This is a genomic window from Sphingobium lactosutens (genome assembly GCF_013393185.1).
GTDB lineage: Bacteria > Pseudomonadota > Alphaproteobacteria > Sphingomonadales > Sphingomonadaceae > Sphingobium > Sphingobium lactosutens_A.
On sequence record NZ_QJQX01000021.1, the window covers coordinates 1 to 15,795 of the forward strand.

Annotated in this window: 8 protein-coding genes and 5 pseudogenes; 3 read left to right on the plus strand and 10 right to left on the minus strand. The window is 62.2% G+C overall.

Annotated features, from left to right (window positions below; all coding sequences use genetic code 11):
- Window positions 1–113: 113 nt before the first annotated feature.
- Both DM806_RS01920 and DM806_RS01925 read right to left on the minus strand, forming a co-directional pair.
- A complete protein-coding gene (locus tag DM806_RS01920; RefSeq protein ID WP_179041561.1) occupies window positions 114–3,032 on the minus strand; it encodes a Tn3 family transposase in 2,919 nt (972 codons plus the stop codon).
- A gap of 304 nt (window positions 3,033–3,336) precedes the next feature.
- Window positions 3,337–3,561: pseudogene (locus DM806_RS01925) on the minus strand (transposase); the annotation flags it as partial.
- Window positions 3,562–3,828: 267 nt separating this feature from the next.
- On the opposite strand from DM806_RS01925, the gene DM806_RS01930 reads away from it, so the two are divergent.
- Entirely contained in the window at window positions 3,829–5,037 is a 1,209-nt protein-coding gene (locus tag DM806_RS01930) for an IS110 family transposase (protein ID WP_179041595.1), read from the plus strand.
- Window positions 5,038–5,131: 94 nt separating this feature from the next.
- Here the strand turns inward: DM806_RS01930 and DM806_RS01935 are convergent.
- The 7 genes and pseudogenes from DM806_RS01935 to DM806_RS01965 all read right to left on the minus strand — a co-directional run.
- A pseudogene (locus DM806_RS01935) lies at window positions 5,132–6,133 on the minus strand (IS256 family transposase); the annotation flags it as partial.
- 130 nt (window positions 6,134–6,263) lie between these two features.
- Window positions 6,264–7,166: a helix-turn-helix domain-containing protein gene (locus DM806_RS01940; RefSeq protein WP_179041589.1), complete on the minus strand. Its 903-nt coding sequence runs from the start codon at window positions 7,164–7,166 to the stop codon at window positions 6,264–6,266.
- Window positions 7,166–7,291: pseudogene (locus tag DM806_RS27735) on the minus strand (IS110 family transposase); the annotation flags it as partial. The pseudogene DM806_RS27735 and the gene DM806_RS01940, both read right to left, overlap by 1 nt.
- Before the next feature lie 186 nt (window positions 7,292–7,477).
- A complete protein-coding gene (locus DM806_RS01950) occupies window positions 7,478–7,825 on the minus strand; it encodes a DoxX family protein (protein ID WP_179041590.1) in 348 nt (115 codons plus the stop codon).
- 1 nt (window position 7,826) lies between these two features.
- Window positions 7,827–9,263, minus strand: a complete 1,437-nt coding sequence (locus DM806_RS01955; RefSeq protein WP_218647302.1) for an efflux transporter outer membrane subunit — start codon at window positions 9,261–9,263, stop codon at window positions 7,827–7,829.
- Window positions 9,264–9,268: 5 nt separating this feature from the next.
- Window positions 9,269–12,361, minus strand: coding sequence for an efflux RND transporter permease subunit (locus tag DM806_RS01960; protein ID WP_179041592.1), 3,093 nt, complete (start codon window positions 12,359–12,361; stop codon window positions 9,269–9,271).
- Window positions 12,362–12,372: 11 nt separating this feature from the next.
- On the minus strand, window positions 12,373–13,482 hold the full coding sequence (locus DM806_RS01965; protein ID WP_179041593.1) for an efflux RND transporter periplasmic adaptor subunit: 1,110 nt from the start codon (window positions 13,480–13,482) through the stop codon (window positions 12,373–12,375).
- 134 nt (window positions 13,483–13,616) lie between these two features.
- On the opposite strand from DM806_RS01965, the gene soxR reads away from it, so the two are divergent.
- Entirely contained in the window at window positions 13,617–14,072 is a 456-nt protein-coding gene (gene soxR, locus DM806_RS01970) for a redox-sensitive transcriptional activator SoxR (protein ID WP_179041594.1), read from the plus strand.
- A 70-nt stretch (window positions 14,073–14,142) separates the two neighbouring features.
- Here the strand turns inward: soxR and DM806_RS01975 are convergent.
- Window positions 14,143–14,442: pseudogene (locus DM806_RS01975) on the minus strand (Fe-Mn family superoxide dismutase); the annotation flags it as partial.
- A 1,156-nt stretch (window positions 14,443–15,598) separates the two neighbouring features.
- Between DM806_RS01975 and DM806_RS01980 the strand changes: the two are divergent.
- Window positions 15,599–15,795 (plus strand): annotated as a pseudogene (locus tag DM806_RS01980) (IS256 family transposase); the annotation flags it as partial.

Consider the following 15,795-nt stretch of genomic DNA (forward strand, 5'->3'; position numbering starts at 1 on the left):
GGGGTCCTCGTGACGGCAGTGCAAAAAGTGCCGCTAAGCAACCCATTGACTTTGTTCATATAACTCCGACTTCGTCCCCGTAAGTGGTTGATATTCCACACTACGGAGGTTTTTCATATTACGCTCCTGATCGCGGCCACTGGCGGTTTCTCGCCCAGGAGCCGATCCCGGTGTGGTGAAACGTCAATGGTGATGACGCCTTTGGTGTTGATATGCTCGTGCGCATTGGGGGCGATGTGCATGATGTGATGATCCGGAAAGGTGTCCGGCATTCGCGCTCGAATCTCACCGATCCGGGTCGCGTTCCACGTCATGATAACGTTGGTAAGCAGTGTCAGGCCTGATGATATCGCGGCCATTTGCTCGGGCGTGCGGCCATGCCGTGCGCCGATCGGCCCGGAATAGATCGCGCGCTGCAGGGTGTGGACCGACTCGCCTTGGCTGAGCAAAGCGTCGTTCATCCCACGGAACGCCGGATCGCCGAGATAAGCGCCCAGGAAGCGGGTCAGTAACAGCCTGCCGAAGGCATCCCCTGCCTGAAACGCCTCATCGCCCCGCGCGGCGCTGCCAAAGCGGTCCAGAACGTAGGTCGCCGAACACCAGCCACTCTTGGTCGATGCCGCAATCCGCAGGAGCGGATCCCATCCCCGGGTGATGGCGCCGGTTGAGACGGTCTCGCTCACAATTGGCCGCAAGCTGGCAGGTACATCGAGGCCACGTGGGAGATAGAGCTTGCGTTTATTCATCCCGGCAAGCCTCGGGGCGAGATCAAACCCCACGAGATTGGCCAGCGCCATGCCGAAATGTGTGTGGCCATGCGTATCCACCGCGACACGGTGGAGATCGACGGCTTCGTGGCGAAGAGCCCCTTCGATAGCGGCCCCGGCTTGCCGTCGGTTCAGAACGACGGCCTGGTCATGCAGGATCACCCACTGGTCGAGCACATGGGTGTACGTTCCGACTGCCGGAGTGCGCCGCCGCGGATCATGGCGGGCTGTCCAGAGACGGCGGGTTGCATCAAGGCTCATCATGTCGGCCGATGCCTGAATTCCGCCTCCCCACAGCCTTGTGACTGGAAGCGTCCTGAAATGATCAAGCACCAAGCGGTTGGCCGCCGGCAATCGACCATTTGCCTCGATGCGGCGCATCATCTCGCCGACTGCGTCGGCTTCAATATTGAGCGTCATGCGCGCCATGTCGGCGGCAGTCAGATCGGAACCCAAGGCGATCAGGGCCGCGTAGAGGGTTATGAGCTCATGCTCGCTTCGGGGCGACCTGCCCAACAGGGCCCAGGAAAAGTGCGTGGTGGCATCGATGGCGATCAGCAAGTCCGGTAACTGGATCTTTCCGACGCCGGCGAACAGTTCGCGGCGAATGCCCTTGAGCCTTTCGTCTTCGGGAGCCGCCTTGAGTTTTGGAACGACCAATCGGTCGTTTTCAATCCGGATATCGCCCCTCGATACCGCCGCATCGATGGCTTTCAGGGCGGTCGTGAGTTCATCCTTGATCCAGCGGATGGTCGCTTCCGGCTTGGCTGACACCGCGAGGTTTCGCACGAACCGTGCTCGTTCCTTTTGCCATTGCGCCTTTGGGATCAGGCGGTCCTCAGGGGCACGGTGTTCCAGGCTGTGGTCGACGCTAGCCTGCCCATTGCGGAGAGAGCGTTTGAGCAGCATGAGCGCCGCCGCCCTATAGCTGCCAAAGGCGGCCTCGCGGTCCGGTTGATCGATGAGGAGCGCCCACGTCCGGCCGAATGGATTGGCGGTGCCTTCCGGCAATCGCCCCATTTCCGAAGCCGCCACCCGGTTCAGTGTCGCCAGTGCCTGCGCAAGCGGGTGCGTCGACGGTAGATCCAGGCTGATCGACGCCGCCGCGCCCAGCAACTCACTCGCACCTCTGCCTGCCGTCGCCAGTTCCCGCCGGACCCGGCCAACCTTCGTGGATGGACCGTGCGCGCCGGCCGGCAGGAACGGTGCCAACATGATGCGCATCTGGTCGCGCACGACGGAAGCGGAGGTGTTCTCGTCATCGACAAGGCTTGCCAATTGCAAGACCAACGCTTGATGTCGGCGCAGCTCGTCCTCGACCGCCGCCTCGGCGCGGGTTCGGGCCTGACGCCAGAGATCGGCGATCCGGTAGTCGATCATCCCAAGACCGTCATCCGTGAGACGCAGCAGTTGCAAGCGCAGAAAGCAGGCTATTTCAATGGTCTTTCGCTCACCGCGCATCCGCTTGAGCGTCGCAGGCTTGCGGTAGAGCATTGATCTTGCCTGGGCCTTCAGCATTCCGGCCGCCAAGCCAAGTTGGAGCCTATCGGCCCCAAGTTTCTTCAGAAAATCGATCTTCGCGATATGGTTGGCGAGGCCTTTGGTTTTACGGGACGCGGGACTGTCTCGAAGCCATTCCAACCGCGTCTTGCCGTTTGGCATTGTCTCCGACAGCTCAAGCGGCCAGGCCTTTGTCTGTTCCATCCCCACTGCGGCTACCGCGCCGGCCAACAGGCCGCCATCGTGATGGCGCCGGGCGCCTGATGCAGAACTCCTCAGCCGTCGCGTTGGCAACTGGACATAGTGGTGATCACGGAGCCATGCGCGCGCGGCTTGTTCCAACTCGTCCACGAGGAATTTGTCGCTGGCCTCGCGCCGCAGAAAGCCATTCAACGCGCGTTCCCCGTGCTCGGTGAGGTCGCGCAAACCCAGCGCCTGTTTTGCCGCGTCCTGGTGCTCGAACAGCGTGCGGTGGCGGCGGTAAAGCGCGCGGATTGAGGTAAGCCGGGGCGGTGCAATCCCAAGCTCGGCGCCGAGATGAGCCAGCACTTGCGACGGAATCATCTCCACGGAATTGAGTGGCGCTCCCGTGAGCCGCAGAAAACCAACCTGCAGCGCCACACCCAACCGGTTTAACGGTCGCCGGCGGCGGTGGACGGCTCGCCGATCATCCTCGGAAAGCGAAAAGAAATGCGCGACTTCGGGTTCGGTTAAATTCTCCGGAAACCGTTCCCAGCCAAGATATTGTCGAAACGGCGCATCCACGACTCGGCCCTCCCAGGAAAGACCCTACACACCGCCGGCTGAAGGTCGAGAAACCTCGCTGCACAACAATATCAATGAGTTATAATTTTCTTGCGGCTTTTATGGCTATGTTTCAATGACTTGCTTAGCGGCACTTTTTGCACCGCCGTCACGAGAACCCCCAAGAGCATATCCAATTTCATTGCCTCACAACAGGCGCGCCCTTTTTAAAGCTGCCTCTCTCACGGAATTCATGGATCGTGTCCCAACGCGTGGTGTAGCTTCGCCGGCGTTGTCACGGCGATCTCCGGCCAGGCCGGATTGATCAGGCTGCCATGGCTGACAGCGAGACGAGCGCATCATCGCTGAGTTGCGAAACACTTTCCAGCGTCATGTATCTGGCTCGCTGGACTGCCCACTCGTCATTCTGCTCGAGCAGGATGGCGCCGACCAGCCGGATGATCGAAGCCTCGTCGGGGAAGATGCCCACGACATCGGTTCGCCGCTTGATCTCGCCGTTGAGCCGTTCGAGCGGGTTGGTCGAGCGGGTTGGTAACCGGTATGAGGATGTCGGTGCCGAAGTTCCTTCTGCGACTCACGGGTTGCGGCATATGGTGCGACCATCCGGGACAGAGGCACCGGGAGCACGAATGTGCGGGCAGGCCGATGTACATCATGAGCTGCGAGCTCGCGTTAGTAGCTGGCCGCCTCTGCGACTCACCCGGTTGCGCTGCGAGCGCGGATCCGTAGTTGTCGTGTCGCCCGCCGCTCCCGTCACTTTGGCTGACAGGAGGCGCTTATGCGACGCGTCATTGGCATTGATATCCACCGGACCTTTGGCGAGGTGGTGATTTGGGAAGAAGGCCGGCTCAGGAATGCCGGACGGGTCGATATGACCCGTCCGGCGCTGGAGGGTTTCGGCAAAGGACTGCGATCTACTGACGAGGTCGTGATCGAGGCAACGGGCAACTGCATGGCGGTATCGCGGGTGCTCTCGCCGTTCGTGACCCGAGTGGTGATCGCCAATCCGCTTCAGGTGAAGGCGATCGCCCACGCGCACGTAAAGACCGACAAGATCGATGCGGGCACGTTGGCCAGCCTTTACGCTGCCGGATATCTACCTGAGATCTGGACGCCTGATGCGGCGACGGAGCGTATGCGCCGCCTGGCAGCGCGGCGCTTTCAAAGCGTCCGACACCGTACGCGGATCAAGAACGAAGTGCATTCCATCCTGCACGCTCACCTGATCCCGCGCTGTCCGCATGCCGACCTGTTCAGCGGTGTTGGCCGTGCCTGGCTCTTGCGCCAGCCCGTGCCAGAAGACGAGCGTGGTGCTATCGAACGGCACATCCGCGAGCTCGACCGGCTGACCGATGATTTGGCGACCATCGACAAGGAGATCGCCGGCGACGCGCTCGACGATGACGCGATTGCCAGATTGCTGACCATCACGGGCATCAACCTGACCGTGGCAGCGGGGATCGTGGCGGCAATCGGCGACATCAACCGCTTCTCGAGCCCGCAAAAGCTGGTGAGCTACTTCGGCCTCAACCCGCGGGTGCGCCAGTCGGGGCTTGGAGCGGCCCACCATGGGCGGATCAGGAAGGTCGGCCGCAGCCACGCCAGAGCGATGCTGGTCGAGGCGGCATGGGCGGCCGCCAAAACGCCTGGGCCGCTGCATGCATTCTTCGTCCGCATCCGGGCCAAGCGTGGCCATCAAGTGGCGGCCGTCGCCTTGGCGCGCAAGCTGACGGTTCTGTGCTGGCATCTGCTGACCAAACAGACCGATTATCGTTGGGCGCGTCCTGCGCTGATCGCCAACAAGCGACGGGCCATGGAACTCAAGGCCGGAAAACCGCAGAAGAAAGGCAACAAACCCGGCCCAGCCTACGCCTACAACGTCAAGGCACTGCGCGATCAGGAAATGGATATCGCCCGCCATGCCGAGCAGGCCTATGAGCAGTTCGTTGCCCAGTGGGAGACAAGGCCAAAGGTGCGCGGACGCTCCAAACCGGCAGGGCTGTGAAAAGGCGGCCTGACGGAACTCGCAGCCTGGGTTCCGCTCTTCGTCACGGAGTCGCCCGCGCACCACCTGCATAGCACAATTTTCTGCGGCAGGTCTTGTCCATCTCATCCGTGGAGTGCAGCTTGGTGCGGTGATCCTTGGGGAAGGTCATGTAGGCGAGCACATCGGTTTCGGCCTCGTCCATTAGCGCTGCCAGTTTCGGCATCTTGGGACGCAGCTGGTCGGCAACCTGGCGCCACTGGGTTCTGGCTGCTTCAGGCGTTTCCTGGGCGAAGGCGGTGGCGACGAAGGCCGAGACGACCCGCCGACCGCTCTTGCCGGAGTGAGCCAGCAGGTTGCGCATGAAGTGGACGCGGCAGCGTTGCCAGCTGGCGCTGAACACACGCGAGACGGCGGCTTTGATGCCCTCATGCCCGTCGGAGATCACGAGCTTGACGCCGCGCAGACCGCGCCGGGCCAGGCCGCGCAGGAAGTCGGTCCAGAAGGTCTCGGCCTCCGACGCGCCGATCGCCAGTCCGAGCACTTCGCGCCGACCGTCATTGTTGACGCCGATCGCGATCGTCACCGCGACCGAGACGATGCGGCCGGCCCGGCGAACCTTCACATAGGTCGCGTCGATCCAGAGATAGGGCCAGTCGCCTTCGATCGGCCGGTTGAGGAAGGCATGGACCCGCTCGTCGATCTCCTGGCACAGCCGACTCACCTGGCTGCGAGAGATGCCGCTTGCGCCCATCGCCTTGACCAGGTCGTCGACCGACCGGGTCGAGATCCCCTGGATATAGGCTTCCTGGATCACTGCGGTCAGCGCTTTCTCGGCGAGCCGGCGCGGTTCGAGGAAGCCGGGGAAGTAGCTGCCCTTCCGCAGCTTGGGGATGCGTAGCTCGACCGTGCCGGCCCTCGTCTCCCAGTCGCGCCCGCGATAGCCATTGCGCTGGGCGAGCCGCTCGGCGTTCTTCTCGCCATAGGCCGCGCCGGTCAGCGCCCCCACCTCCAGTTCCATCAGCCGCTCGGCGGCAAAGCCGATCATCTCGCGCAGAAAATCGCTGTCGCTGCTCTTCCCCAACAAGGCTTGAATGCTCATCATGTCGTCGGTCATCGGGATCTCCGTCGGTTCGAGTGTCGCAACCCAAACCTACCCGAAGATCACCGATGGCCACCCGCGAAGCTGACCGGCCGCTACAGCGCATGTGGTGAGCGCGCGGCCGGTCAGCTCCGCTACCGCCGAGCTACACCATCAGATGGGACACGACCAATTCATGAGGGGACATACCCATCTTCCTTTGGAAAAATCGCGAGAAATACGCTGGGTCAGAGAAGCCGAGCGAGAAGCCTGTCGCGGCGACTGGAAGATTGGAATAAATGAGCGATCGCCGCGCCTCCAGCAACGCCCTCGCGTCTAACATCTGGCCCGGTGACTGCCCCGCCACCTTCGCGCAGGCCACTCGCAGCGCGGTTTGGCTCAGCCCCAACGCGGAGGCATAGCCAGACACCGGCTCGCGGAACCGAAGGCGTTGCTCGATGCGTTCGCGTAGGCGGGCAACCGTCGCGGCATGCATGCCGGGCGTGGGACGTACACGGCTTTCGGGGTCCAGATGAAGCAGGCCCAGCACCAGAAAGGACTGGATTGCCGCATCGACGGCAGAGCGATGGCCGGGCGCGGACCAGCTGAACTCGCGCATGATGTCGTCGGTCAGCATTGCTATCCGGCCGCTTTCGCGCTCGGACAATTTCACTGCGCTCGGGCTTTCGAACAGGCCCAGCAGGTCCCGGTCGTGCCGGGCCTGTTCGCCGACATAGCGGGTCGCCATGGTCAGCACAGATCCCTCGGTATCGCGCAACCAGTCGAACCCATGTACCGCTATCGCCGGCACGAAGATCATGCAGGGTGCGGAGAAGCACAATTCCTTGCCGTCCGCCTGCATCGCGCCGCCACCTGAACCGATAACAAAGATATGGACTAGTTCGCTATGGGAATGTGGCTGAATCGTCCATTCGCTAGGGCGCGAGCGATCATCCAACGCCTCGGCATGCACAAAGGCGGCATATCGCTGCGCCAGCGCAAAGAGCGCCAAGGTGACGCGGGCGGTGTCCGCAAGGAGCCGCTCCCTGCCGTCCCGGACCTGCAGCATTCAGGCTCGCTGGCCGCCTTTGCCTCGCGCACCACATTGCCCTTCGCATCCACCACGCAAACGCTGCTCTCTTTCAGAGAGACATCGAGTCCATGGCTGTTCCTCTCATGATGCTTGAGGCCGATCGCTCGGACCTCGTTCCAACACCATCATTCTGAGGGACAGCCACCCACTTGGCTACCTTGGAGACGCCGGCCCATTACGGCATCTAGATTGGAAACAGGGCAATAATGTTGGGAAATTACCATTGGATTTGGTTAAATTGGCGGGCTCTGTCGGAATTAGCAGCCGGGTCGCATAACGTGAGCTATTCATCTCTTGGGTGACCGCGTTTTCAAGAGCAAGTAGAATGCCAGAAGCACGACGGCCGGCGCCGCTGCATGCAACCCTTCTCCATTGACTATGAGTGTGAGCAGGGCGGAAAGCATGACAGTGCCGCCCAAAAAAATGCCGAGCATCTGATAACGCCGCACGGACAGGAGTCCCGCTACCACCAATTCCAAACCACCCGTCACATATCGAAACGATGCGGGATAGCCCCACTTCGCAAAATCCTGCGCAATAGAGGCGGGACCGAACAGGTTCATGAACGCCCCGAGCAGGAAGAAGGCGATCAGAGCCAGGTTCAGCAATCTCGACCATGCAATTGTCTTCTTCACGTCAGACTCCGGACTTGGAAATTTGTGTTTGCGGCAATGGCGCCGCCTGTGGGTTCGACCATCCGGCCCCGAGCGCTCGAAATATCCCGACCTGACGGGAAGCGACATCCTGATCGGCCCGCGTGCGGGCAAGGCGCAACCGGAGCAGTTCGCTCTGGGCGACGATGGCATCGATATAAGCGATGGACCCGGCGCGGTAACGCTGGTCGGCAAGGCGGAACGCCTGGTCCGCCCGGGCCTCCGCCGTGACGAGGTCAGAGCGGCGGCTGACCGCTGCGCCATAGTCGCTCAGCGCCTGCTCGACCTCCTTGAGCGCGGTCACGACCGTGCCGTCGAACGTCGCCAGCGCCGCCTCCTCGCGCCCTTTGGCCTGACGGATGCGGGCTCGCGCAGCGGTGATGTTGGGGAACGAGAAAGACAGGACCGGTCCTATGCCATAGCTGAACCCGCGGCTCTGGCTGATACCTTCGCCGCCCGATTGGTTAACCGAACCGCCGATGCTGATGCGCGGATAGAGGTCGCCAGTAGCGACGCCGATCCTGGCGCTTGCGGCCGCAAGCGTGCGTTCCGCCTGCGCAACATCGGGCCTTCGGCGCAGCAGGCTCGCACCGTCGCCGACCGAGATTGGATGCCCCAACTGTGGAGGTCCAGAACAACGCGTAGCCGTTTCCGGGATCTGCGAGGGGGGCAGGCCGAGCAGCGCCGCCAGTTCGAGCAGCGATGATTTGCGGGCATTCTCAACGGGCGCCAGCGCGGCACGCGCTTCTGCCGCCTGCCCTTCGGCGCGCGCAACATCGAGGGTGGCGGCCGATCCCGCACGGGCCTGAAGCCCGATGATGCGGGCGCTGTCGGCGCTGAGATCGATCGACGAGCGCAAGGTTGCAATTGCCTGTGTTGCCGTACAGGCCGAAAGATAGGCATCGGTGACCGCCGAGATCACCCGAACCTGCACCGCTGCCTTTGCAAAAGCTTGGGCATCCGCATCCGCTCGGGCCGCTTCGATGGTCCGCGATACGCGGCCGAACAGATCGACCTCGTAGGAGAGTTGCGCACCACCGCCGTACGAAAAGCGATCGCCGGGCAGGAACAGCGGTGACTGGTAACGGCCATAGGTGGCGTTGCCGCTGAGTGTCGTCTGCGGCAGCCGCGCACCTCGCGCCTCCGACACCACCGCGTCAGCCGCCTTGAGATTGGCGATAGCGGCCCGCAGGTCCGTATTGGCGCCAAGCGCCTGGGCCACCAGCGCGTTCAGCGCCGGATCGTCATAGATGCGCCACCATTCGGTGTCAGGTTCGCCGCCTGCAGCTGTATCGGGCGCGGTATTGACGAAGCCTGCGCTGACGGGCGCCGATATCGTGGGCGGCGTGTAGTTCGGTCCCACAGCGCAGGCCGAAACCGAGGCGCTCGCTAGGAGCGCGACAAGTGTTTTGTTCTTCATGAGGATCATGCTCCAGCCAGGGCGGCGCTGTCGCCGGGCACGTCGCGTCCGGCCAGTTCCCGCTCGGTCTGCGCGTGCGCGCGGTGATCGCGGGCCAGCAAGGTGTAGAAGGTGGGAAGGACGAAGAGGGTGAACAGCGTGCCGACCAGCATGCCCATCACCACGACGATCCCGATCGCGAACCGGCTCGCGGCACCCGCACCGCCAGCGAACAATAGAGGCACCAGCCCCGCCACCATCGCTGCTGTGGTCATCAACACCGGCCGCATCCGGACCCTAGCGGCCTCGACGATCGCTTGGGCACGATCCTTGCCTTCGTGCCGCTGCACGTCGTTGGCGAAGGCGACCATCAGGATACCGTGCTTCGAGATCAGCCCGATCAGCGTCACCAGCCCGATCTGGGTATAGATGTTGAGCGTAGTGAAGCCCAGATAGAGCGGCAGCAGCGCACCGCATATGGCGAGCGGCACTGTCACGAGGATGACCAGCGGATCGCGGAAGCTTTCATACTGCGCGGCCAGGACAAGGAAGATTACGATCAGCGCGAAGCCGAAGGAGACCGTCAGACGGTTGCTCTCCTGGACATATTGGCGGCTGTCCGCGAGCCAGTCGATCTTCACGCCGGGCGCGTGCGGCTGGGCCTCCATGAAGGCGACGGCCTGTCCCATCGTCACGCCCGGCGCCAGTACGCCCGAAAGCGTGGCGGAGTTCATCTGGTTGAACTGGGGCAGACGATTGGCGCTGGGCTTCACATCCACCGTCACCACGGTCGAAAGCGGGATCATCTCGCCGGATTTTGAACGAACATAGAATTGCCCGAGCTTGTCCGGCGTCAGCCGATCCTTAGCACGCACCTGCGGAATGACGTCGTATGAGCGATCATGATAGTTGAAGCGGTTGACGTAGTTCTCGCCGATCAGGGTTGCAAGCGTATCAGCGACCGCCTGCATGGTGACGCCAACCTCGCCAGCCTTTGCCGCGTCGATACGGATGCGCGCTGAACGGTTGTCGAAAGCGAGATCGCTTTCGACAAACAGGAACAGGCCGCTCTTCCAGGCAGCGCCCTTCAACGCCTGCATGTCTTGATAAATGGCGCTGAAATCGCCGGGCGAGCGCAAGACCATCTGGAAGGGCAGCCCGGCGCTCGCGGCCGGCAGGGCGGCGGGCTGGAACGGCGTGACGGTTGCGTCGCGAACGGAGTTGGCGGCGCCATAGAGCTGGCCTTGAACTTCCGTCGCTCCGCGCGAACGATCTTTCCAGTCTTTCAGGATGATGCCGCCAAAGCCGATGTTCTGGCCGTCAACGCCGTTGCTGAAGAAACTACCAGCATATTCGGGGAGTTGCCGGAACGCGCTTTCGACGGCGCTGGTCACGCGGTCGCTATAACTGATGCTGGCATATTGAGGGCCACGCGTCGCGGTGTACACATAGCCTTGATCTTCTTGCGGCGCGAGTTCGCGCTGTGCGCCGAGGAACAGCACGACCGTTCCGGCCAGGAGCGCGAAAGCCATGACCAACACGACCGGCCGGAGCGCGAGCGTGTGTTCGAGTGCCCTTGCATAGCCTGTTGAGAGCCGGTCGAATGCATGCTCCACCTTCTTGGCGAAGCGGCCTTCGGCCATCTTGCGGTTCAGCAGCACCGAACTCATCATCGGCGACAAGGTCAAGGCCACGACGCCCGATACGATGACCGATCCGGCCAGCGTGAAGGCGAACTCGCGGAACAGGCTGCCCGTAAGGCCGCCCATGAGGCCGATCGGAGCGTAGACCGCGGCGAGGGTGATGGTCATGGCGATCACGGGGCCGACGATCTCGCGCGCCCCCACCAGGGATGCCTCGATCGGCGAGAGCCCTTCTTCGATATGCCGGTGGATATTTTCCACCACGACGATGGCGTCATCGACGACGAGGCCGATCGCCAGAACCATGGCCAGCAGGGTAAGAAGGTTGAGCGAGAACCCGAAAGCCAGCATCAACGCGGCCGTTCCGACCAGCGAAAGCGGGATCGTGACCACCGGAATGATCACCGCCCGTACGGAGCCGAGGAACAGGAAGATGACGCCGATGACGATGACGATCGCTTCGATCAGCGTTTGTTCGACCTCCTCGATCGAGGCATTGACGAATTGCGCGACATCGAACTTGCTTTGCACCTCTACGCCTGGAGGCGCCGCGGTCTGAATTTGCGGGATCAGCGCCTTTGCCGCCTTGACGATCTCCAGCGGGTTGCCATCGGGCGTCGGCGTCAGCGCGATCAGCACGGCGCGCTTACCGTTCGACCAGGCCGAACTGTCATAGCTCTGTCCGCCAATCTCGATCGTGGCGATGTCTCCGAGCCGAACCAGGCCATCCGCGCCGCTCTTGACCACCATATTACGGAACTCGTCGAGATTGCGCAGATCGGTTGCGGCGGTGATGTCGGTGACGGTAAGCCCGCCCTTGAGCTGGCCGGGCGCCGCCTGGATATTGTTGGAGCGGAGCGCTGCGGCGATGTCGCCGGCAGTAAGGTTACGCGCCGCGATCTTCACCGGGTCGATCCAGACCCGCATCGCAAGCGGACTTGCGCCGGTAACGTCGGCAGCTGCCACGCCGGGGATAGAGGTAAGCAGCGGCTGCGCGACGCGGGTCACAAAGTCCGATAGCTGCGAAGGCGTATAGCGGTCACCGGTGAAGCCGATATATTGGACGGCCGAAGCACCGTCGGTGATCTTCGAGATCACCGGATCGAATGCGCCTTGCGGCAGCCTGTACTTGACTTGCTGCACCTTCGCGAGAACTTCGGTCAGCGCGCGGTCGGCATCGGCGTTCAGCACCAGCTTGGCCTTGACCTGGCTACGGCCCATAGTGGAGGTCGAGGTCAGATATTCGATGCCGCTCGCGGTCGCGATCGACTGGGCGATGGGCTGGGTGACGAAACCCTGCATCACCTCCTGGGTTGCGCCCGGGTAATTGGTATCCACGGTGATCGTGGCGCTTTGCAGATTGGGATATTGCCGGATGGGAAGCGCGAACAGCGCGCTGATGCCGACCAGCAAAATGAGCAGGCTGACGACGATCGACAGGATCGGCCGCCGGACGAAGAGATCGGTGAACTTCACGGGCGCTCTCCTTAGCGGGCCGGCTTGGGCGCGGCGGGAGCGACGACCTTCACGGCCGCCCCCGGCTGCAAACGGAGCTGTCCGGTGGTGACGACAACGTCACCTGCCCGAATGCCGCTCTCGACGAGCGTTCGCTCACCATATTCGCTGCCCACCGTCACCGGTACCAGGGCAGCCTTGCCACCTTTGACGAGGAAGACGCTCTCACCCGATGCGGAGGTCTGGATCGCGGTCGCGGGCACGAGAATGGCTCCATCGCGGGGCGATTGCGCGACATCAACGGTGACGTAGAGACCCGAACGCAGGACGCCGCCCGCATTGGGCATGACCGCCTGGACCGAGATGTTGCGGGTATCGTTGCCGACGACCGGCTCTACGGCATTGATCCGTGCGGAAAACTCACGGTCCGGCATGGCATCGCTGCGGACCGTCACGGTTCCGCCCACGCGCAGCTTGGTCAGCAATTGCTGCGGTACGCTGAAATTGACGTAGAGGTGGTCGAGCGCGGTCAGCGTCGCCACCGGATCACCAGGATTGAGATATTGGCCGAGATTGACGCGGCGGAGACCGATTTGTCCGGAGAAGGGCGCGCGGACGGTCTTCTGCGTTATGCGCGCGTCGATCTGCTGGATCGCGGCGCGTGCCTGGGACAGTTCCGCTTCACGCTGCTGGAGGAGTTGCTCGGGCTCAGCCCCTGTCTGCGCCAAAGTCTTCGAACGATCATACTGGATTTGCGCGAATTTGAGGCGGGACACGGCGGCTGCGCGATCCGCGCGCTCCTGACCATCGAACAGCCGGACAAGCACGCTACCCTGGCCCACATTCTGCCCCGCATCGAAGCTGATCGCATCGACGCGGCCCGGTGCTTCGGATGCGAGGAGCACTTCCCGGACGGCTTGTAGCGATCCGGTAGCGTTCAAGGTTTGCGGCAATGCTTCTGCTTGGGCGGTCACGGTCGATACTTCGACAGGCGGCGGCGCATAGGCGACCGATCCGGCGGACAAACGATATCCCCGCCACGCATAGATGCCCGCGAAGATGAGAATGAGGATGAGAACGGCGATCACCAGCGGCGTGGGGCGGCGAGTATATTCGGTCAATCGACTGCTGGCGGATGACATGTCGGCTCCCCCTGGAGTGGGCCGACGACGCCGAGTCACCGGCAGCCTGAGGCTCAGGCCGACAGCACATATAATTCCTCAACTATAGTTGAGGTCAAGCACTTTCCTCGCTATGGAGCTGTTGGAGGTATCACATGCCAAAGAAGACGCCGTCGAAGTCGGACCATCTATCGGTTGGCGAAGTCGCTAAACGCAGCGGCGTGGCCGTTTCGACCATCCATTTCTATGAAGGAAAGGGTCTTATCGAGGGGTGGCGAAACACGGGCAATCAGCGCCGCTATTCACGCATGGTCTTGCGACGAGTGGCGGTGATACGGATCGCGCAAAGAGCTGGCATCCCACTCTCCGTGATCGGCGACTATCTCGCGCGGCTGCCGAAAGATATTGCTTTGAGTAAGGCGGATTGGCAAGATCTTACCGTCTCCTGGCAGGCATATCTCGACGAGCGCATTGCGAGCCTCCTGCAACTCCGCAACGAACTTGAGTCTTGCATCGGCTGTGGCTGCCTCTCCATTGCGGACTGCCCCTTGCGCAACCCGGAAGACCGACTGGCCGCAGAGGGGCCAGGGCCACGGCTACTGCAGGATTAGCCGCGCCGCCGGCCCCGCAAGGTATTGGTGGTCGACTTCAGGCCTGAACAGCCATCCCGAAATATGGGTTCTACCAATCCTGATAGGCTCTGCTTGAGCGCCTGCCGTCCAAGTTTTGCGCGACGAACTCCCAATTGATAGCGTTGCGCAAAATGGCTTCCAGATAATCGGGCTGGGCGCTGGGATAGTCGATATAATCTCAAACATCGAGAAGGAGCAATGGCGCTGCGTCGTGCGCCACCGGCGTGTCTGCGTCATGGTAGCTAACGATTTCCAGTTTGACCTTGGCGAGATTGAGTGCCGCCCAGCCGCTGCCGAAATGTCCAACGTCCTCCGCCTTGAAAGCAGCTATTAAACCGTCAGTCGACCCAACAACACTCATCCCTTTCCCGATCCATCAGGCCGATCTCTGGTTCGAAGAAGCCGTATACAGCAAGATATTCATGAGCGACGCGCTAGCCAAAAACCTCATCGAAACCGGGATGGGCGACGTTTTTAAGTTCAAGGCCTGCCAGATTGTAGAATAGCTCGTAATAAGCCGACCCTGATCAGCGGGATGCACGGCAAACAAGTGATGCGGTCAGGCGGCTTGGTGCATCCCATCGCTTACGTCCCATCCCCGACAAGCCAGTAGAACTGGTTTCGGCACCCTTTTCTCGCCATTGGAATACTAGGCGACCATACGACGTGAAACGCCCAGGGAGGCGACTGCCTTGGACAGTGACAGGGCATGCCGCGGCCGCCATTCGAGAAACGCGCGCGCGTCGCCACGTCCTGATGCTGACGGCGTTTCGCGCCAAAGGGTGTCAGCGCCCAACTCCGCGCCCGGAGGCCAAACCAAGGCCCCCCAGTCACCTATTTCAACCTTGGCGAACTCGTCAGGATCGTGCAGTGCGGAGGACAAGTTCGCTGCTGAGGAGATTGAGTGCATCCTCGGTATCGCATCTGATTTGCCGGACAGGCTGTTGCTGAAGAGTGACCGCGCCACGGTTGAGGAGCGCCAGACGTTACAGCTGCTGATGGACGAGGAGCGGCAGACAGCGGAGGCGACGACCTGAGGCGTGCGATCCTCAAGCTGTGACGCGCGTCAGCCGATCGTGAGCCATTGCCCGGCTGGGCTGGTGTGCCGGCATTCCACGCCGTCTATGGTCTATTGCTCCGTGTCGGAGGGAATCGCGGGCGGCCCCCGGGATTTGTCGCCGAGAGGTGCGGTGGATCTCCGACTCTTTCTCGAGGCCGAGCTTCGAAATTGGCTGCGAGCGGGGCTATCTCTACCGCATCCACAACGCGATGCACGGCGTTCGAAGTGGTCTGTGGTGGCCCTGACGGGTGAATATCGGTTGCCGTCGTACCCCTGAACACCGTCAGGATGGGGTTTCCTAAAGTGGTTGCCGGTTGTGCCGAGCATGGCGTCGAGGGCGGCCAGCATGGTACATGCTTGTCGGTTTTCGGTGAGGAGCTCTGTTCGTGGGACTGTCAGGAATTTCGTGTGCGGCGAGGCATAATGGGCAACAAGGAGACCCAGTATGTCACGACGCAAAGAACCCTCGATACCGAACGACATTCTCGACCAACTGCTGGCCGGCACTGACGCAGCAGCAGCGCTCAGCCAGGGCGGCCTGCTCGATACATTGAAGAAGGCATTTGCCGAACGGGCGCTCAATGCGGAGATGGATCACCATCTTGGCCAGGAGGAGCAAGGGACCAACAGCCGGAACGGCTA